Source organism: Pontibacter lucknowensis (genome assembly GCF_900156415.1).
GTDB lineage: Bacteria > Bacteroidota > Bacteroidia > Cytophagales > Hymenobacteraceae > Pontibacter > Pontibacter lucknowensis.
Map to the genome: position 1 here is coordinate 399,860 of NZ_FTNM01000001.1, position 20,704 is coordinate 420,563.

Genomic DNA, 20,704 nt, shown 5'->3' on the forward strand with positions numbered 1-20,704 from the left:
TCTATACACGGGAACTAGCAATGTCGTAGAACTGCAACAGCACTTCGTCTTCCATCAGCAGGTTGCTAGGAATACTATCCCCTACTTTCACAATGGTTTGGAAGTCTTTATTTTGGTAACATTGTTTGAAACCGGCACGCAAGGCTTCTACTCTGGATTCTTTGATCTTTCCTTTTGGTTTATATGCTTGCTCTTTATAGGCTTCGAACTGCTTGAGCAAACGCTTAGTGCGTAGTTTTTCCAAGTCTACTTCGTTTTCTGGGTCAGCTACGTACCAGTTGCCAGCATCGTCTATTAGAAAATTTTCTTGGAGTATAGCTAACAACTCAGGTATAATATCGCCTTTGCGTACACCGGCCAGAGCTTGCATCCATTTAGGTTGAATTTCTTGGTAAGTTTGCGGTCTTTCCTGTAATTGATTCTTTAACCAAAATACACCATCCTGCTCCGACGACACCAAGATAGAAAGCTGCACGAAGTTTGGAACTTCAGCTTTCTTTCGATCGTACTCTTGCACTTGCTCATTTGTGAAGAACATACCATCCCGCTCAATAAAACGATCTTTCAACGCTTTCTGAAAAGCACCTGCATCAATAGGCACAGGTAAACCTCTCTGGACATAAAATGCAATTAATCTATCAAAGAGTATTTTAGGATTTCGTTCAATTATAACAGAAGTTGAATTTTCTTTTACCAAGTGCACTGGCAAATGAAGTAAATGCTCTTCTACAAAATCCCATACACCTACATCAGAATATTGATGTTTCTGAAAGCTTTCGTTAAATTCTAATGATGGTTTATAGCAAGAAATTATAAGGTCTTGTCTCACCCCTGTGAGAGAGGAAATCGAACGCATACCTCCTTGTTTTTTGTCTAGTGCAGTAACACTTGCAATTACAAACCCAGACTGCATCAAAGCATTCTGAATCGTATTCCAAACAGCAGCACTCGTATTCGAGAATTCAACAGTCATCCATTTATCGTGTTTTAAAATCCTATAAAACTCACGAAATGAGGATAACATTAAATTGCCATAATCTATTAGAGTTTTCTTCTGAGATCTATTCTCAATTGCTTCTTTCTCATTGTTTGTGTGAACCTTGAGCCATGATTCCCAAATGAAATTTAACTCAGAGTACATAATGTTCGCACCAAAAGGGGGATCTGTGAATATGTAATCCACAGAGTTGTCTTTCAAGCCTATATTCGTAGATGAACAAACTTGTATAGCACCATTGGCTTCATTTATTTCTTTCTTTGCATTTATTAAGCTCTTTACTCTACTTTTGAACTGCTCTAGAATCGAGGTTTCAATGGGTATGGAAGGTATATGAATTGTACCCTTCATTATCCCAGCATTCCAGCCACCGCCACCATAAAAAAAGTTTTTAATGTGAATACGATTCATGAGAGATGATCGCTGAATCATACCTGTTAATAAAAATTTTAGATGAAGCGGATATTTTGACTTTTCAATCAATCCATTCAGGATTGATAAGGCTCTCAAGTTTCTTGACGTAAAATACTGATGTACGTATTCAATTCCTGCTCTTTTAGGTTCAGAAGTCTTATCGCCAGGCAGGATTTTGTTTGTTGGTATCCACTCAGTAAATGGCTTATTACTTATTTCTTCCAATAAATCTAAATCATCCTGTGCTACCCTTTTTAGAATTGTTTTTCCTTGCTTAGTTTTAATCAGTACAGGATATGATTCTCGCTTTGTAACAGGGTGCTTAACATCATTGTCAAATGTTGTAATTAGTTTGTAATTGAGATCCTTTTTAGGACTTTCATTACTACAAGACGGACATTCAAGTATATCTTTAAGAACTTTATTATCATAATCTATTGCAACATCCCAGTAATTCATTTCTGCACTACAGTTATTACAAATTAGAATATCACTCCATATTGCGTAGTCAAATTGTATCTTCTTACCCTCAAAAATAGTGTGGTACATCCATCCTATCTTTTCTTCTAACTCTTTTTCAACAATTTGGCATTCATTATATAATTCAACTAAATCAACTTTAGAGTTATAGCAATAATTAATGAATGTAGCAATAGGTGAAAGATCATTACTAATGAACCTACGTTTGCCCCAAATAATATCTCTTTCAGCTACTTTTGCGAGTCTAGTTCTTATTGTTTGTCCTTTAGTCCCACAAAGAGTAGATGCAATTCCGGTCATTCCAGTTCCCGCAAATCCATCGAACACTATATCCCCAGGTTGAGTATAGTGCAAAATAAATTTCATTATAGCAGGGTGCGGTACTTTTGTGTGATAGCTATGCGCATCATATATAGGGTTCTTTTTACTTTCACTTACATCTTTAGCGTAAGGCACATCAACTTCAAATTCGACACTTCGCTTGCCTTGTATTTCCAAGTCCTTCTTCTCCTCTTCCCATACTGCAATGAAGTCATTTAGCCAAGGGTTTGGACAGGCAGTATAATATGGTGGATCAGAAAGGTTAATAATATCTTCATCCTCCCCAATAGGAAAACCTTCTAGCTGCTTCAAATCGGGCAGTTTCTTCCGCAGCTCATTACGGAAATACTCCCTACGCTCTCCTTCAGAGTTGAAGGTTTTACCAAGAACTGTTACTGTTTTGTTTGTTTCTATTTCTATACCTAATTGATCCATTGTGCTACTTAGCTAAGTGCTTTGATAATTTTGTTAATATCGTTGCTGAGAGTGCCTCCTTCGTAGGTGGTCAGCAACTTGCCCGGGAAGTGTTTGTTGTACCATCGCTCTTTTTCTTCCCAATGCGCTTTGTATTTCGGCAGGTCAAGCCGTCCCACATGCTCCAGGTAATACTCTTCTCCTCTTACCATCACAGTAAAGTCAGGCAAGTAGAAAGAGCCATCTGGCGCAAACAGTGGTTTCTCATACCTAAATGGGATATTCCTCTCTGTCAGCATATTCGCAATGATCACCTCAGATTTAGACCGTACCATGTACTGAGAGAGCGTGGCATGAATCTTACCTTCTTCATACCAATCGTTCATCACCAGCCACTCTTTTGGAAGCGGCTTAAACTCAAATAAAGAAGAGTTAATTCTCGAAAGACTGTTGGCTTCTGGCCGTGTCAGCTGCAAAAAGGCCCCTATATCCTGCTCTGCAAAAATAGTAAGCTTTGTCTTTGCCCGGGTAATGGCGGTATAAATTAGCTCCTTTGAAAGCAGTGCTTTCTTGTTCTTCGGCAAAACCAGGTATACCCAGTTAAATTCACTACCCTGTGACTTGTGTACCGAGATAGCATAAGCCAGCTCTAGGTTATTCACTGGTTTTTCTTCCGGTAGATTCCGCTTATATCCTTTCTCAGTAACATAATTACCAATTTCTTTGCCCATTGGTATGTGGGCGTCTCTGCTTTCTAGGTTAACCACAAAGCGCTGCACCCTAAAATTTGACCAGCCTGTTTTACCCTTATCAAATCCATGGGGTCTGGTAAAACCTAATTCTCCATTAAATATTTGGATCTTCTCGGTTGTTTTGGTCTTAGGTAAGTAGGCGAAAATCGGATCTGATTTGGTTCTGTTACGGTATTGAATTACCTTATCGAAAAGGCTTATACCATCCAGAAACTGACGATTCTCTACTTTAATTTTATTGAACTTGCTTTGCAGAAAAACATTTAGCGATTCTGTGCCAAACACCTCAGACCGATAGGGCGAAATCACCTGGAACTTGTCAGCTTTTCTATCATCTGCATTATCAGGATGTTCAAAAGCTTTGTTCAGTAACTCCCAGTAATGTACTTCGTCGTAGGTCAAGTCATACTCTGCTTCCAAGTCTTCCACCAATGTTTGGAACATGATGTTTTTCAGCTCCTTTTCATTTTCCCAGAACTTAACATTCAAGTCTTTCAAGTCACCGGTGAAGTCTAGTTCCTGTATGTGCTTTAATAGATCAACAGTTACTGCCTTTTGCTCAGCCAAATCGCTTAGCTCATTTTCATCAACCTCCCCATCAACAGCGGATATTTGTTGCGATTGAATGAAAGATGAAGCCAGATCCAGTATACCTGTTCCTCTTCCTAGCAACTTGTTTTCCATCTGGCGCAAGTTCACTTTCAATTCACCTTTATTCGCATCATCCAGCCAATTAAGCACATCAGAAAAAACTTTTCCTATACCTATTGGCGGAAGCTGGTTCGGGTCACCAACCAAGATAATGCGCTGCACGGTGTTCCAGTTAATGGCTCTGAACAATGTAGCCATAAGCGTCTGATCTATCATAGAGCACTCGTCTATGATAAATATGCGCGTATTCTCTTCCTGCCTACCTCCTTCTGGTTTCAGGGTAAAGTTGTTATTCAGCCAATTCAACCCAGACAAGAAGGAGTGAATGGTTTTCGCAGGCTTTTGCGTTCGCTCACGCAATCGATCCGCCGCTTTACCCGTAGGAGCAAGCAATAGGAATGATGTTCCCTGTCCATGGGCCTTCTCTATACCTTTGATAATGGATTTAATGATGGTTGTCTTACCAGTACCAGCGCCACCGGATATGATACTTAGCCCCTTGTTAAAGATTTTTTCACACACCTCAGCCTGGCCTTTCACGGCCTCCTGGTAAACTGCAGGGTTCTGTTTGGCAAGCTCCGACTTCGCATCATATAAATAGTCGAACCAGTTTTTTTCAGTAACCGGGCTCTTAATGTTACCAATTTCCTGCTGCGCCATTTCCCGTATTCTGGCTTCTATGAACCGTTCATCTGCAAATACCTGGTTCAGATATAGGTATAGATTTCCGTTAGCATCCTCTCTCCTATAAATAGCCTGATCAAGCTCAGCCGCATATGATTTAAAGTTTCTGAGCGTGAATTCAAACTTTCGCCAGTCACTCAGGAAAGTAACGTGCTTGTTAACCTTGTCCAGAATAATCTCGGCTGCTGAAAAAGTGTGTGAACCAATCCCTTTCAACTGATTGACACAAAGTGCTCGGAAGCGAATTGGGCTACCCGCTGTAGTAAGCTGCTTTAATCCCATGTCGGGTGGTGGCAGCATACCATGGTCAATTTTTGAGAAAGAGATTTTATCATCCGGATCATCGCCCACGTAACTCTCACTCAACAGGTATGGATTTTTAACAAGCTCCTCTAAAGAGCAATAAAGTCCATTCTGCGCTCTGTTCTCAGATAAAATCTTTCCTATCTGATCTTCTGTTAATTCGAAACGAGGAAGAATATCGAATAGTAATTCTATCTCAGCTTCTTCTTTGCTAGCCAGTAAGTCAGAAGCATTGCCCAGCTGGATCTGATCTAGCGTTACCCCCTCAATATCCTCATAATCCAGAAGCAAAGATTTTATTTGCTGGTAAGCTTCTTCTTCTTTGTCTATGGCTGTCTGCTCCTTAAAGTATTTGATTAGTTCAGGGAGCTTTAGATAGTTGAGCACATGGGGTAATCCAGGATAGCGGCCTCTGTTATGCCAAAGCTCTGCCAGTAAGCTTTGCAACCAGATACGTCTCAAAGACCAATCTTCGGAGTCATCTTTCAGCTCATTCTCCAGTACATCAACAATCTCAAGCGCACGCTCTACAATCTCTAAGGCATCGTCATCGGTTATATGACGCATGGCATACTTGAAGTTCCGATCATTCTCTGGAAAGAAAGCAATTTTCCGAAGGGCTTCCTCATTATCCTTATACCTGTGGTATGGTATCCGGAATCCTTCTTCGGGGTAGTTAGAAGTAATGGGAATTTGCCACACGAAAGCTCCTGCATATCTTTTACGCTCTTCAGCAGTAGCTTTCTCGTACTCCATAAACTCACCGACCTTCTTAACCCGGCTAAGGCCAACAATTACGTAGTTCTTCGCATCATCCTGGCTAAGAGGATTGCTATAGTTACTATAGTAGAAAATAAGCGATGACTCTTCCTTTACCTGATTGATAAAGGCCTTTACATTGCTTATTCTTTTATCGTAGTTAAAAGTGCCGTCATCATTCTTGTCACCTTCATTGTACATCTCCTCATAAGGCCAAATACTGATGGTAGAAGGAGGCATATCCCACTGCCTTACTTCAGCATTTTTATACCATTCTGGTGAGGTAGTTTCTGCTTTGATCGTCTCCTTACCAAAAGCATTTATACTGAAAGAACATGGGGGTATATAATTGTTATGAATAGAGCTGCACCCTCCTCCGGCATACTTCACGCATTGGGTAGCTTGTAAGTGCTTCTTTTCGTACATCCCACCCGGGTACGAAAACTGCCCTGTACAATGAACGTTGGCCTCCGGGTCTTGACAAACCTTCCCGTTCCAACCATCGTTGTGCCACGTCAAACGGGCTGAAATATGCTTTCGGTTATTTCTCATTTCAGTACGATTCTGATTTTTTCCCACTCTTTACCCTTGCTTACCTCATCAATGTAGGCTTTAAATGCCGCAATAGCTTCATCAGGAGTTAAAGGCTTGTTGAAAGTATTTTTCAAGGACTCGGTACTTAGCTCTACTTTCTGAAGGCCTTTCTGCAAGCTGCTGATCGTGTTCCTGATCTTTAGTGCATTCTGCTTGTCTATCTTGAGGTTACCAGTTTTAAAGTCATTGAGCATCTTAGCAGTAGGCGCATCCAGCAAATCGTGCTGCTTCTTTACAATCGGATCCTCCAGAATATCTTTTAAATTGGTTTCCCACTCTTCGAGCAACAATTCTAATTCTGCGCGTAGCTCTTTTACTGTAGCTACTGGCTGCCCTACATACTCATGTGGGTTAAAATCATGGAAAGGCACTTCGAGAATAGTTGCTTTGTTTACTGTCGGGTCAGCAACTTTTAACTTGCTTATGCGCTGGATCAGGCCCTGGTATTGTGCTGTAGACAAAAAGTCCGCCTCCTGCAATATGTCACAGATCGCTTTTTCATCAGAATCAAACAGAGCCTGCTTCTTTGTATGCTCCGCATCACTGATTCTGTATTTCAGATACAGCTTTAGATACTCTTCCGCATATTGTGTTTTCAGTTGCTCTAGCTCATTCTTATAAGCAGCTATAGTAGCCGGATTACCGCTTGCCAGTTTTTCGCCAAGCGCAGCAATAGCAGTTGATATTTGAGATTTTAAGGCATCATCCACAACGTACTGCTTGCATTGCTGCAAATAGTGTATGTCAGTTTCAAACTGCTTTAACTCTTCCAGCTGCTTTTCTACTTTTTCAATTAGCGGCTTTGCTTCCAGTATTCTTTTGATGTCATCAACAGAGAACTGGAAGTTCTTCATTTTAGCCTCTGTAGAGTAGTTGGCTACCTTGTCGCAGAAACCAGAGAAGGCTTTAAAATCTCTACTCATCTTAGCCGCCTCGTCGTCAGAGATGATTTCCACTCCTTTCAGGTGCAGCCCTCCTTTGATCTTATTCTCGGCTTTTACGGCCCGCTCCGCCCATTCCTTGGCGGCATGTACCAGCTGCACATAGGTATTAGGGTCTTTCAGCTGCTTGCTTAGGTCTTTACCCAACAGCCCAACAAACATTTCCTTAAGTGCGGCTTCATTCAGTCCCTTAGGCTCCTTAATATGAGTAAAGGCAAAGAAATCCTCTTGAACCAGGTTCTTAAGTTCGTGCAGGTTACCTGAATTAATGGTTTTGCTTGATGAGATATTGATCTCTATCTCACCTAAGGCAGCTAGTGTAGCCAGCACCAGGAATTCTAGTTCTGCTTCTACTCGGAAGTCGCGGGACACCCAAAGGTTAGTTTCTAACCAAATACATTCCAGTATTTCGTCGCGGTTTAGCACCTTGCCTTCCCCTTTGTCTTTCAACATTTTCAACACGCTCTTGGCGTAAGGGGAATGGCTGTAATCTAGTCCACCCGGCACATATAGCCCTAGACCGTTCAAAATTCCCTCTCCGTCTCGGTTTGCTTGCTCCGGATTGCTAATTTTAAACAGCGCCTGCTTTATTAGGCGTAGATAATTCTCTTTTGCTACTGGGCTGATCAGTTGACTAAACTTTGGATAATATGGGCTTTCTTCAGAAAACCATTGCTCTAGCACAACAGAAGCTACTTCCGAGAAAATACGTTCTTTCGTTGCACCGGCACCTGGTAGCGTATACCCATTAAGGGGTAGTTCTTTGCCTCGGTAATCTACCTTGGTAACCTGCAGGTATTCCTGCTCAAAAAGATCACGGGCTTTTTTATTAAGCTCCTGTATCTTTTGCTTATAAATAGGCTTTTGTGAAGTATCTGCTCTTACTTCGAGTGCAAGTGCAGCGCCGTACTGTGTTACTGCTTCCCTAAACTCGCTGGACAAGCCGTCCATGACAAAGTAAACTTCATCCTGCTCATGGTTGCGCTGCTTTTTCGTATCATCGAAAATAGGCATGAAGTACATATAGAAGTGCTGCCTCGGTTGGGTAGTAGACTTCTCGTTTGGATTGCCAAAGAAGATATAGCCTTCTCTGAAAGTTTTGTGCGATTTCCAGTCCAGTGAGTGCTCCCATATTTTGAACCCATTGCGGTATGTATCGTGGTGCAGCGGTAGGTTTACTTCCAGGAACTTAAAGAAATATTCGTCTTTCTGAGCATCAGACATCGTGGCAGCATAGTCCCGGATCTTTTGATCAAAGTTTACACCGCCTTCAATTCTTAGATGGTACTCACCATTTTCTGGGTTTTTGTCAAAGTATTGCCCGGAAGTTGCAGTGATTAGCTGCTGTGCTGCAGCCCCCATTATATCCATTAGGAAATCACGGTCATCAGCTAATTTATCTGTCAAACACAGATCATCAACTAAATGCTCAGGGGTTGTGCCATTCTGCTTATTCAGATCGTGCTGCAGTATTTTTATAGCACATGCATTTGCAATGCGGGAAGCGATACCTTTCTTACTTGCTCTTACTCCAGTAAAGTGCGTTTCAATTTTATCATGAACAGTATCAGTTACTTCCTTCACTTTCCGCACATCTGGAATTGCCATCAAGTCCTGACTCGAGTTTAAGTCTTTCCAGTAGTGGTCATAAGTCAATAGTCCGGGGTTATCCTTTGGCACATCTTGCTCCAACAACTCTGAAAATTGATTCGAAAGGGTTTTCAGAATTTCTCGTTGGCTCTTACCGATTCGGATCCTCTCGAAGTTCTCGAAGTAGGTTGGATGAACGGGGAACAGTTCGATATAGTCTTGTGTGCGCCCATGCATATCGCTGAAAAACTTCAGGAAAGGGTCTAGGTGATCTTTGATCTGCTGCTTCTGGTGTTCCGTTTTTTGCAGCAGCCTATTTTTCACCACATACGACACATCATCCTTTGTTATGGTAATGTCTTTATAGCGGTCCTTTACCCTCGACAGCATATCGGCAGCAAACTGAAACTCTGGCGAATGGTAGATCATTTCCTGTACACCGAACATAATCTTGAATTTAGACTTGTCCGCTGCTTGCCCCAGTGCCTGCAAAACCTGCAGGTCGCTGTTAAGTTTTGCAGGTTCACTTCTTCCCTTCAGGTAAGACAGCATCTCATCAATTACGATAAGCAGTCCCTTGTCTGGGTACTTCTCTTCAAACTCAGCCATCATCAGCTGAATTTTCTCAAAGTACGATTTAGGACCGTGACCGTCGAAGCTAAAGACCACACCCAGTTCTTCCAAGAAGGTCTCTAATTTGTAGGTAACAACATCCCAAAGGCTTTCTTGGTGGCCTAGTTCAAAACGCAGCACCTTATACTTGCCTGCGATGGCTTTTAAATTTTGTCGGGACTTTTCTTCATTTACAAGATCCAGCAGCTGCTCATTCTCAGCAATTAAAGACACCAGTGACATCAAGTGCGATTTACCGGTACCATAGTTTCCTACTACCTGAATGCCAAACGACTCACCTTCACGATTATAGTCTAGGTTTTTGACAATTAGCGGCAGCAAAGCATCTCTCAGCGCCTTCGAGAAAACATAAGACCTGATGAGTGACTGTTGGTAAGCGGCTTCAGTAGTTCTGCTAAATTTAACTACTTCATTTATAGGCTCGAACTGTATTAAATCTTTATACTTCATAAGTCTGTTTGTATTCAAAACCTATCGCAGACAGGTCTATCTTCTTTCCGTGATGATGTGTAAGAAAGTAAAGGGTATTATTATCTATGTATCCTTTCCATTCCAAAATTAATGTGTTGTTTCTGGCATGATCTGTCAATAGGCGAGCAACATCAAGCTTTAGCTCTTCTTCAAGCAGAACACCGGGGTTACGGAGGACAATGAGGTGGCCAGCACTTTGTAGTAGTTTATCCACAAAGTCCTTCACTTTTAAGGCCAGTCTGGAACGACTGGGAAGTCCTTCAATATAGGCAGCTATTGTTTTTCCCAAATCAATAGCACAGCCTTGATTATCAATAAGGTTACCTGTAACAATCGGCTTATATATAGCTTTTTCCAATACTCTTATGCTCTCTTTTCCTAGTTAAACAGCCTCTGGTGCATTATAAATAGCACACTTGCATCTTCCCCAGCATATGCGGCCTAAATGCAGGAATCGCTGTTTAACCTTTAAAGATACCCTAATATATATATTAATTTGCTAATCTGATACAGTAATTTTAAGGAATAACCGAGGTGCGGGGTATAGGCTCAGCTACAGGTGGCAAAAGGTCGCTTATGCCTCAATCAGGATAAAGCCCGCCCAGTAAAAAGGAAGGTCATATTGGCTCTTAATTTGGATTTGTGCCTTCCGTAGCGCCTCAGATTTGGAGATACCAGCTTCCAGATATTGGTAAAAGTATGTCATCAGTTCGGAAGTCTGCAGGTCTGGCACTTTCCACAAACTTACCAATGTACTCTTTGCTCCGGCTAGTTTAAATGCTCTTTGCAAACCATAAACACCTTCACTTCCCTTAATATCTCCTAAACCTGTTTCACAAGCCGATAGTACAACCAAATCAATATTCGAGAGGTCAAGTTGGGATATTTCCTGTGCAGTAATAATACCGTCATTTTCAGGTTTTTGAGTAGATCTGAGATTGGCTCCTGCCAGCACTATTCCACTTCGCTTCAATGGATTGCCTTCATATTGTGTAATTACATCAGTTGGCAGTATTAGATTGCTGACAGCCATAGATGTAGTGTTATGAAAGTAAAACCCATGCGACGCTATATGCAGTAGATTTACATTGCTGTTACTCAACTTCCGAAGTGCTTCTTCAGAGGCTCCGTCCTTATTATATAAATCGACTCTATTACTAGTGTTTTGCTTTAGTATACTCCCAATTGATTTGATTTCATCTGCAGTATAGGCCAATGTGGCAAAATTACTCCCATCCCTACCCTGAGCTACCGCATTCGAAACCAAGCTTTTAGAGGATGCATCCACTGGATCAAATGAATGGTCATAGTCTACATCTCCAAATAAAGCAGCTACCCGCTTATCAAGTTTAGCCTCCCCAATAGTTGCAATTTGTCTCGTACTGCTTAGATAGACTATTTCGGCAGGATAATCTAGCAAGATTGACGGAAGAGAAACTTTATGCAAAGCTCCACTTACAGACACATATACTTTGGAAGAGCCTTTAAGGTATTGGTCAAGCGGACTCCAGATTTTATTATAGAGGTTTTCCCTATGCTTTTGGTAGATACTATTTATTCTTGTCTGGGTATTTCCAGGCTGGTTTAAGAGCTGCAGTAAATCGCTTTCCATAAAAAGCGGCACTAGTTTTGGCTGAGTGTAGGTGTTTTTTGTAATCAGGGCAAAGTATTCGATTGAATCTTTTGAGTAAGGTTTTGAAGGAACGTTAATAATTTCAATTGAGGTTTCACTGTCCTTTAGAGCTGCACGTATATCAGTCCACTTTATCTCCCTTGGATTAAATGATACAAAGGATGGGTTTGTTGAAATCTGCTTTAGTATATCTTTCTCTTCTAGCTTCAGTTTGGTTTCTCTTTCAGCGAATAAATCGGGATTTATACTTTGTCTCGAAGTATCTAAAATTTCTTTTTCTTTAATCAACTCATGATAGGCGTTGTATAGCTTTTGATTTTGGCTATTTGATACAAAGCCTCTTATGTTCTGATTCGAAAACAAAGCTATATTCTTGGTAGCTAGAATATTATCATATAATCGTTGAATAAAGTCCTCGTGCCTAACATTTATATATATTGAATTGATCATATTAATACCAGACTCAGCATTTGCTATGTAATACTCTTTTTCTTCTTCAGTTAAGAACAGGTAGTTGATACTCAATTTCCTAAAATAGTGTTCTTCTACTTCGCGTATAGGTTTATCTAAGTGCTTTCTATTATTACTATAAAAGTCACTGGTCAAGGAGTAAAGTAAAGCTGTATAATATCGTTCCTGATCAACTGCTTTTGTCTTGTGTAGAAGATTAAGAGCTGTGTTATAGACTTGTCCAGCTTTTTCGAACTTGCTATGCTGTGTATAGGCAGTCCCTAACCAAGTTAAACTTTTTGCATAAGCCGGAGATTCTTTGCCAAACCTACTTTCTGTTTCTTCTACTACCTTGATGAAACAACTTTCTGACTCTTCAGCGAACTTATCTCGAAGGCTTCTTTTGTCAGGCGAGAACCAACTAACAATCTTATAAAACAAACTGTAGTCAATCACCTCCTCAACTCCCTCTTCTTGATTCGCTGCAATAAGACAATAAACACCCTTTGCTGTAAGAAAATCAAGATAAATTGCTTTGTTCTTCCTGTCATCTGCCAAGTCATTTGCTTTCAGAATAAGCTCTCCAGCTCTATCCATATGGCCTAACTCTATTTCACTAGAGATGGCATTAACTAAGAGGAGCAAATAAGCTGTCGATTTTAAGCTCATTTCGTTATTCTCCCACAGTTCCAACGCACTTATTTTAAGTTGAGCTGCCTTTTGTGAATTTCCAATTTTATGATTGTAGATAGCAAATTGCATATAGGCTGAGATAGTGGACATCACATCACCAGCAGACTGGTTACTTATAGATAGCAATGAGTTAAAGTATTCTTCAGCCTCTGCATACTGGCCTCTGGCTAAATAAATTTGGGCCAAGGAAAGAGTAGGCGGTATCTTATTGCTCACGTCATTTTTTAATGCCCCTAAATCAGAAAGTTTCAATGCTTGGTTGTTTAAACTCTCCGCTAATTCTAGGGATTGCAAACTTTTTTGCAAACAGTATGCATAATTGATTGTAGCAGCAAATTCTGCTGACAACGCCTGTTCTTTTGCCCATTCAGAATCAAGGTATAGATTGGTTAAGACAAAGATTCTGCTCCTCTTTATTTTATTCGCTTGGGCTTTTTGATAGGCATTCTTAGCATAATCAGTAGCTTCGGCAAACTTCCCTTCATCAATAAGCTTATCAGACTGTTGAATATAGCTGTATTTGTCCGCCATATTCTTGTTCAAGTCCAAGGAAAAGCCCATTACCCATATCCAATTGACTATCATGATCAATAGATAGCCTACCCCAAATCCTACAATCGAAAGAATATTTGGCCTTTCTATCCCTTCTTTAAAAAGGGAAAGAACAGTTATATATATACTATGAGCCAGGATATATAGGAACCCTAGTGTAACCAGGGTTAAGATGATTAAAAATAATGCAGTCCTAAAGAGATCTACAAAGTATTGGAAGCTCCAAAAACCTTCTGGGTTTACATAAGTCCAAACTAAGTGGATGACACTAACTAATAGATAAACTGCTAGCAGTATAGCAGATACAACACCAACACTAATGAGACGCCCTACCATTTTATGGTACTATTTTTATTATTTGTAATTTAGATTACCAATTTATGATAGATGCTAAAACCATCTCATGCTTTTGAGGATAGTGGAGGCTTCTTCCGAAAGTTCGCCTTCATTATCTCGTACTTTCTTCAATAGTGCTCTGGCATCTCTAACTCTGCCTATTTTAATATAGCCCATGGCTAAATGGAAGTCTATAGACTCCGAGGAAGAGCCAGTGCCACCCTTCAAATGCTCAAGAGTCAAAACTGCCTTCTCCACTTCATTGGTGTGTAACCGTGCTATGGCGTAATAGAGGAGTAATTGTGTATTGCTCTCATTCGGCTTTAGGATTGAACTGAATATCTTTTTCGCCTTACTATACTCATGCGTGTGTATCATTTCAATGGCTCTCATTACTTCTTGCCATTCATCATGAGTATAGTCTTCAGGCTTGGATTCACCTCCTCTTAAATTATCTTTAATGGGGTTTAATCCATCGTAGTCATTTTCTCTGTAACTATAATCTTTAGAATAGTTAACAGATTCACGCATAGCCAATTTGTGTCCACCCAAATCACCGGAAGTGTAACTAGCGAAAATCTCTTCATTGGTACTGCGTGTAGGCTGCCAGATAAATAAGATTACTGCAATAGTAGCCGCTATACTTGCATACTTTACATATGGCCAGAGACTGAATGATTTAGTCTTTTCTATACTTTCCCTGTACTCTAATGTAGCTTTTTCACTTTCGTTCGCTATGCTAATGGTTTTACCTTCGGATGTGGTATTGGCATTAAATTCACCTAAGGGCTCCGCCCTGAGCATGTCTTTGATCCTTCGGACTTCATCAGCGATCTTGCTTGCTTCTCTGACAGACAAAATGAACTCATAGGTTTCATTGAACTCTGTGTCTTCACTTATCCTCGCTTCAAACGCGGCCCGCTGCTCCTCACTAAGAGTACCTTCTAGGTAACCATCTATAAAATCTAAGTCTTTATCGGTATGCATTAGTGTGGGGTATTTTCAAATTTTTTGCGTAGCTGCTTTAGACACTTATGTTTTTGTGCAGTTGCCGATTCTGGGTTACTGTAGTCATATTTGGTAGCAAGTACTTTCATACTTGTTCCAGCATAATAATCCTTTATGAGATTTCTACAGCGCTCGCCCAGTTCGTTAAGAAAAATTGCCAGCTTGACAGAGTTCGATGTGTAAGATTCTTCACTATTAGTTGAGTCCTCCCCGAATGTGTCTTCTATTGAATTAATATCAATCAAGACAGCCTTCTTTCCGTCTCTGTTTTTAGAATTGAATTTGTTTTGGCAAATCTGGTATATGTAGGTTGAGATTTTAGCCGTCAGTACGAACTCAGTGCTTATCACCTTTTGCCAGAAGGTTATAATTGCTTCCTGCAATACATCCATACAATCCTCCATTGAAAGGCTGTAATTCCAACCAAGTTGCCTTACCATTGGGGTACACTCATGGTATACCCATTTCAATGCACTATCCTTTTGACACCCTAGTCTGATAGCTTCGATTACTTCTTGATCCGATGTGTACACTTAAAGGCTTGATTGACAATTAAGATTAAGACTCTTCCTAGGCTAAATACAACTTATGTTATAAGACTAACAGAGACTAATTTAGAGCAACTTAGTTATAATACATATAAGTATCAACATAACATATCTAATTAAATAAAAATGCTAGTAGCCAGCATTCACCGATACCCTCTGCAGCGATTTGATGGATACCAATTTCTAAAACCTTTAAATGAGTATGATTGCCCTATAGATCAACTAATAGATAATTATCTTTTAGCCTTAGCCTCATATAAAGCAAATTTACAGGCGAAAGCTTACCTACAGTAAATTAATACTCATTGGAAATCAACTACTTATAAATAACATAAAAAATTATTTAAAAAAATTAGATTTAAGGGGTTTAGGTTTTTCTGACTTGGATATCAATAGATGTAACAGATAACAAGAAAGAAGAACCATGACAACAACAACCAACATTCACCCTGAAGTAAATTGCCTACTGGATTTTCAATTTGTGGTAGAGGACCCGCAAACACGTCAAAAAGAAGTACTAGAGTTTAGGCATACCAAACACTCTTCCAAGAGAGCCGCACAAAGAGGCATCAATCTAAAGAAAGTTTCTCATGCCTTAGAATATGGCGAAAGCTTCTTCAAACAAGGTTTGATTTATTACATCCTCGGAGAGAAGAATCTTCCAGATCACCTAACTAAAGACAAGAAGGAATTACAAAACCTAGTTGTGATCGTGGCAGGGGACTCCAATCAGGTAATAACCTGCTACCGTTCAAAAAAGCCCTTCAAGCATGTGAAGCTCAAGTCTAAACGTCTAGGTGTAGGCTACGCTGAGGCATAAGATGCTATGAATACGACATACGCTGAGTTACTCGAAACACCGCAATGGCACCAAAAACGAAGGCAAGTACTGGAAAGAGATAGGCACAGATGCAAAAATTGTGGAGCGGCCAATTCCTTACAGGTGCATCACAGGCAATACCACAAAGTGGGATACACTGGAGAGTTTGTTTTCCCCTGGCAGTACCAGAACCATTTATTGGTAACCCTCTGCAATACCTGTCATGAGAAAGGCCACTCGGTTTACAAAGTACCTGTTTTCATAATCTAAACATCAAAAAAACATAACAACTAACATGTTCAAATTAAACATCTTCAGCAAAAGGTCATCGGGCAAAAACGCAGCAGAACCTATAAATAATTATGCTAATGAGGACACCAATACACCTCCAGTCGATTTGTTTGTAGATCCCACACCCCCTAAGCCAGAATCGGATAAATTTCAAACAGCCACCAGTCCTACCAAGCTCTCTGTTTTTTTGGGGAGAGACTTTCATAATATGGGAAAGCGCGATGGCTATCTCTACCATTCTAAAGAGACGCTAGAAAACTGGAAGAGAAAAACTCGTGCTGAATTTCACATCATCATGGATCAAATGATTCAAGAGAAAAAAGAACAACGCCTAACCTATTTAAATCACCTTGCAAGCGTTGGGGCGATGCATGAAACTACCTCCATACAGCTGAGCAATATGATGGAGGAGCTGAATACCTCAATAGCTCAGCTTGATAAGCAAAAGGAATTAGCCGTCGAAGATGAGGGGTGGATTATGGGCGCTATCCATGATTATTATCATGGTTACGCCCAGGGTCTTAACGACTATCTGGAAGGAGAAATCTTAATCACATCCATCAGAAATATATAATAAACATATACATGCTAAAGTTCTATAGTCTATTAATTGGGGAGGATCCAAAATACACAGCCTCATTCCACCCATCTAGCAAAAGAAAAGTTGTCTTGTTGGGATCATGCATGCTACTGCCAATTATACTTTGGTTTATCAACGGCTACCTGCTTGTCAGTCATGTGTTAAGCGGAGGAACAGTCTCCGCACTATTAACGGCAACTCTAGCCGCTTTGATCATTTTTTTGATCGAGAGATCAGTGATCATGTCAAAAGGGAACAATTCTATAGCCGCATTCAGAGTCTCTCTTGGCTTTGTGATAGCTCTATTAGGATCAATCAGTATGGATGAGGTAGTATTCAAAAATGACATAGATAATAAGGTGTCAGAATACAAGCAGGAGCATATCGCCAAAGCAGTAGCTCAGATAGATTCCAGTTATAAGACTTTGAAAGATGAGCAACAATCTAAAGTTAGGCTGAAGAATGATGAGTGGCAGAAAGCCTTGAAAGAAGCAACTGGAGAAGCAGACGGCACTTCGGGAAGCGGGGCAGCGAAAGTTGGTCAAATTACCAAGTTGAAGCTTAGTGTGGCCAGCAGGCATGAGAAAGATTATCTAGTTGAGAGTACTAAGCTTGACACCCTACAAGCTACTATTGCATTAAAGAAGCAGGAAGCTGACATAAAAGCTAATGCTAGCTTTAAAAGTGATGCATTACTTTTGAGAATCAAAGCGATGTTCGAGTTAATTGGAGAAGACATCTATATGATGCTTATCTATATTCTCTTCACTTCTTTCTTATTCCTGATTGAATTTCTTGTTGTGATTATCAAGCTATGCAGCAGCAAATCCATAGATGAAGAACTGGAGGACGCTAGAATTAGCCTACTAAAATCGAAGACACAGAAGACTTTACAAAATGCTATTCAGTATTTTGAGCCTCAGGCAGCCGATTATAGGGTTCAGAATGCTCGTCTTGCTTTGTCAAGTAGTAAAACTAATATTTTCAATTAATTTAGTAATTACAAATAGCCAAAAGATAGCCTCTAGTAGATAGCAAAGCACTATCAAGGATTTATTTAATTTTGAAATAACAGGTATTAAAGATGACATGGATTGAACCAGCTATTGAGGATATAGCTACATCAGGTATAATCTACTACTCAGAAAAGTATAATGATACTTGCTCAAGAATATGCGAAGTATTACAGATTGACCTTTTCCCTAGCACAAATCATAGTACATATTGGCAGACAGATTATCATGAGTGGGAGGAAAAAGTTGTTGCTGAAAACCAAAAAATCGAAATCACGACCAAGGCTTTTAGCGAAGAAATCATTACGAAAATCGCAGCCACTCCAAGCAACATCCTATTTGCATATTTAGCTAATCACTTAGCGGGCATATTACATTTCACTAACTACGCTAATCAACTCATTTATCAGTCTCTGTATCAAAATTTCTATGAATTCGAGACTAACCTAAGAGAGTATTTGACATTATTGGGATTTACTTATAATGATATTGAGCTATATTATGAATATAGCTTTGCTAAAAGTCCAAAGGCTTTTTATAAATCTAGGCTAGAACAGTTAAGAAGCGAAAAATTTAAAGTCGAAGCTAAGGAGTTAAGCAATTTTCAGAAGTTAGACTTGAAAGAGGCCCTTATATTTTCTAAATCTTCTTACCATTCAAAAGAAATCAGACAAAAGATTGGTCTTTTTAAAATTAATGAAGTGCAGGTCTCTAATTTAAGAAATACAGTAATGCATGCCAAAGGCATTACAGGAAGTAACTCTGAGATAGATCACAACTTTAGCAGCTTCGAAAAAATTTTCCTACAGGTTCTTTCTTTCAAAGAAGCATTTTATACCCTAAAAAAGCTTAGGACTGACCAAATCAACAATTTTAATTCCAAAATGAATGATTATACACTAGCTCTTTTTGATAAACTATCAGATGAAGAACTAAAAACATTCTTTTACACACGCAATTGACACAGAGGGTAAACCTAAAAGTAGCAACCCCACTGCTCTCACCAATCATTGAAGAATAATCTTCTTCAAAATGAAAGAGGCCATAATAGGATCATTCTCGACAGTCCTGCCAACCATCCTAGTAGCACCAATGATTTCTCTGCTACCATTTTTAACTGAAATATAGCCTAAGGACGATCAATTTGCCTATTGATTTTTTAAATCTAGAAAATGTCACTTAGCGATTTTGGCCGTAAGCAACTGATTTACAAAAGACATCTACAATCACCGCAAAAAAGTTAACTCCCTGCACTAACCTCCCGCACCCTTTTTTCCTATACTGTACCGAAAGACAAGAGGAGTTTGGCTGGATTCGCTCAGCTTTAGGCTAAACATCCAGCATGTTCATGTGTATCTGTCCGTAGTCTCTGTTCCGCATGAACATTACCCGTGGCTAGAAGCGCTCAGAGCCACAGCCGAGAACAAAGCGAAAGCGGCGAGCAAGGTGCGCAACAACCGATGGACGGCGCAACGATTCGCAAGCCCTGGGATTTTTGGTTGTTTGTCCCTGGGTGCGTGTGGAAACCTCAGAAATGTTTCCCTTAGCAGTTCCCCCACCACTAAGGGAGAACTGTGTGTGTATTCCTAGAAATGTCCCCCTGTTATAGGAACGAAAGGTACGCTGAAGGACGAAGAAGGACGTGATGTGATTGTAGTGGTGAGTTATTATGTGATTGTGCGAAAGTGACTTGTATAAGGTATAGCTGTGAGTGTATAGAGGTTGCTTGATGGTGTGGAGCTGAGCGTGGATGTAGTTGTTGTGGTTGATTAGAGGGACTTGTACGATAAAGAAATAGAGTGCGAGAATAAGTAACGCGAGATGGCGTGATCAGGAATGTGATGTGAAGTTGTGGGTAGATGTGGTGCAGTATGTAGGCTTATGACTTGAGAAGGAAGAAGCGAGAGCGTGTAACGAAAGAACAGTAAAACTTTGTTATAACCTTAGGTATTGATGGAAATGAGAGCGTTTTATTCGGTAAGAGAGTTTAGATCAGAGCTAAAGAGCAGAGGAGTAAACGTGACGGAGAAAGCGATCCGCCACTACATCGAAAGGGGTACGTTGAAGGCGCAGAAGGACGTGCTCCGACCGAGCCGCTGGCTCATCCCCTCGTCTGAGTTGAACAGGGTGGCCCCTTCGGCACAGCAGGCTGCGTGAGATGGCCCTAAAACCTTAAAAATGGGTCGGTATTATAAATGCCCTCACGGCCCCAAGAGGGCACCCCGGGCATTATTTCCTCAAGGGAGGGGCAGTTGCTGAATGCTGAAGGGTGTACTCTCCTACCAGAGAGAAACAAGGACCCATTACAGCACGAGGGGCAGCAGCTCCATGAATATCTCCACCGTTAGCATGGTCGTTAAAGGCATCACAGAGGGGGCTAAAAGGCTGCTTGAAAATTGCAACTACCGTCGTGGGAGTTTATTGGCGTACTATCACTTGGCTATTAGCTCTCTTAAACACCTTTTTGGCCTTCCCTATTTGTCAGGTAGCAGTCGATTATCTCGGTTCCGAAGTAGGCAAGTCCGGTCTTAAGATAGTGATAAAGACTGGGTTTATATATCTACTCACAGCCATCAGAAATGATTAGAGGTACATTCAAAGCCTGCTCGGCACCGATCCTGTAGGCCGACCTAGACCTACACCCATGTGACGAGAAATACGCTGGTTAGTCTGCAGAATAATCGTACATTAGCCAATGTTAATATAAAGGATAAGGACAGAAGAGTATGGTCAAAATGCACTTTGAGGAAGGAAGAAATTAAGCTTCGAACCTTCA

At 40.4% G+C, this 20,704-nt stretch carries 12 protein-coding genes; 5 read left to right on the forward strand and 7 right to left on the reverse strand.

What is annotated here, in order from left to right; genetic code table 11:
• Position 1: 1 nt before the first annotated feature.
• The 7 genes from BW972_RS01745 to BW972_RS01775 form a co-directional block, all read right to left on the reverse strand.
• The gene (locus BW972_RS01745) at positions 2-2,647 is read right to left on the reverse strand and encodes a DNA methyltransferase (protein WP_083674046.1); all 2,646 of its coding nucleotides are present in this window, start codon (positions 2,645-2,647) and stop codon (positions 2-4) included.
• Positions 2,648-2,655: 8 nt separating this feature from the next.
• A complete protein-coding gene (locus BW972_RS01750) occupies positions 2,656-6,354 on the reverse strand; it encodes an AAA family ATPase (RefSeq protein ID WP_143731803.1) in 3,699 nt (1,232 codons plus the stop codon).
• Positions 6,324-9,983, reverse strand: coding sequence for a DUF6079 family protein (locus BW972_RS01755; protein ID WP_076420670.1), 3,660 nt, complete (start codon positions 9,981-9,983; stop codon positions 6,324-6,326). Before BW972_RS01755 ends, BW972_RS01750 begins: the two co-directional genes overlap by 31 nt.
• A complete protein-coding gene (locus tag BW972_RS01760; RefSeq protein ID WP_076420672.1) occupies positions 9,973-10,362 on the reverse strand; it encodes a hypothetical protein in 390 nt (129 codons plus the stop codon). The genes BW972_RS01755 and BW972_RS01760 overlap by 11 nt, the downstream gene beginning before the upstream one ends.
• 216 nt (positions 10,363-10,578) lie before the next feature.
• Positions 10,579-13,668: a CHAT domain-containing protein gene (locus tag BW972_RS01765; protein ID WP_076420675.1), complete on the reverse strand. Its 3,090-nt coding sequence runs from the start codon at positions 13,666-13,668 to the stop codon at positions 10,579-10,581.
• 54 nt (positions 13,669-13,722) lie between these two features.
• Complete coding sequence (locus BW972_RS01770; protein WP_076420677.1) at positions 13,723-14,655, reverse strand: hypothetical protein; 933 nt, start codon at positions 14,653-14,655, stop codon at positions 13,723-13,725.
• Positions 14,655-15,209: an RNA polymerase sigma factor gene (locus BW972_RS01775; protein WP_262502633.1), complete on the reverse strand. Its 555-nt coding sequence runs from the start codon at positions 15,207-15,209 to the stop codon at positions 14,655-14,657. Before BW972_RS01775 ends, BW972_RS01770 begins: the two co-directional genes overlap by 1 nt.
• Before the next feature lie 439 nt (positions 15,210-15,648).
• On the opposite strand from BW972_RS01775, the gene BW972_RS01780 reads away from it, so the two are divergent.
• The 5 genes from BW972_RS01780 (at position 15,649) to BW972_RS01805 (ending at position 20,085) form a co-directional block, all read left to right on the forward strand.
• Positions 15,649-16,044 carry a DUF4258 domain-containing protein gene (locus tag BW972_RS01780; RefSeq protein ID WP_076420681.1) on the forward strand — a complete coding sequence of 132 codons (396 nt, stop codon included), beginning with the start codon at positions 15,649-15,651 and terminating at the stop codon, positions 16,042-16,044.
• Between the two features lie 295 nt (positions 16,045-16,339).
• Positions 16,340-16,909 (forward strand): hypothetical protein, encoded by a 570-nt coding sequence (locus tag BW972_RS01790; protein ID WP_076420685.1) that lies wholly within the window; start codon positions 16,340-16,342, stop codon positions 16,907-16,909.
• Between the two features lie 11 nt (positions 16,910-16,920).
• Complete coding sequence (locus BW972_RS01795) at positions 16,921-17,907, forward strand: DUF4407 domain-containing protein (protein WP_076420687.1); 987 nt, start codon at positions 16,921-16,923, stop codon at positions 17,905-17,907.
• 92 nt (positions 17,908-17,999) lie between these two features.
• Positions 18,000-18,890 carry a hypothetical protein gene (locus BW972_RS01800; RefSeq protein ID WP_076420689.1) on the forward strand — a complete coding sequence of 297 codons (891 nt, stop codon included), beginning with the start codon at positions 18,000-18,002 and terminating at the stop codon, positions 18,888-18,890.
• A 991-nt stretch (positions 18,891-19,881) separates the two neighbouring features.
• On the forward strand, positions 19,882-20,085 hold the full coding sequence (locus tag BW972_RS01805; RefSeq protein ID WP_076420691.1) for a hypothetical protein: 204 nt from the start codon (positions 19,882-19,884) through the stop codon (positions 20,083-20,085).
• The last annotated feature ends 619 nt before the right edge of the window (positions 20,086-20,704 follow it).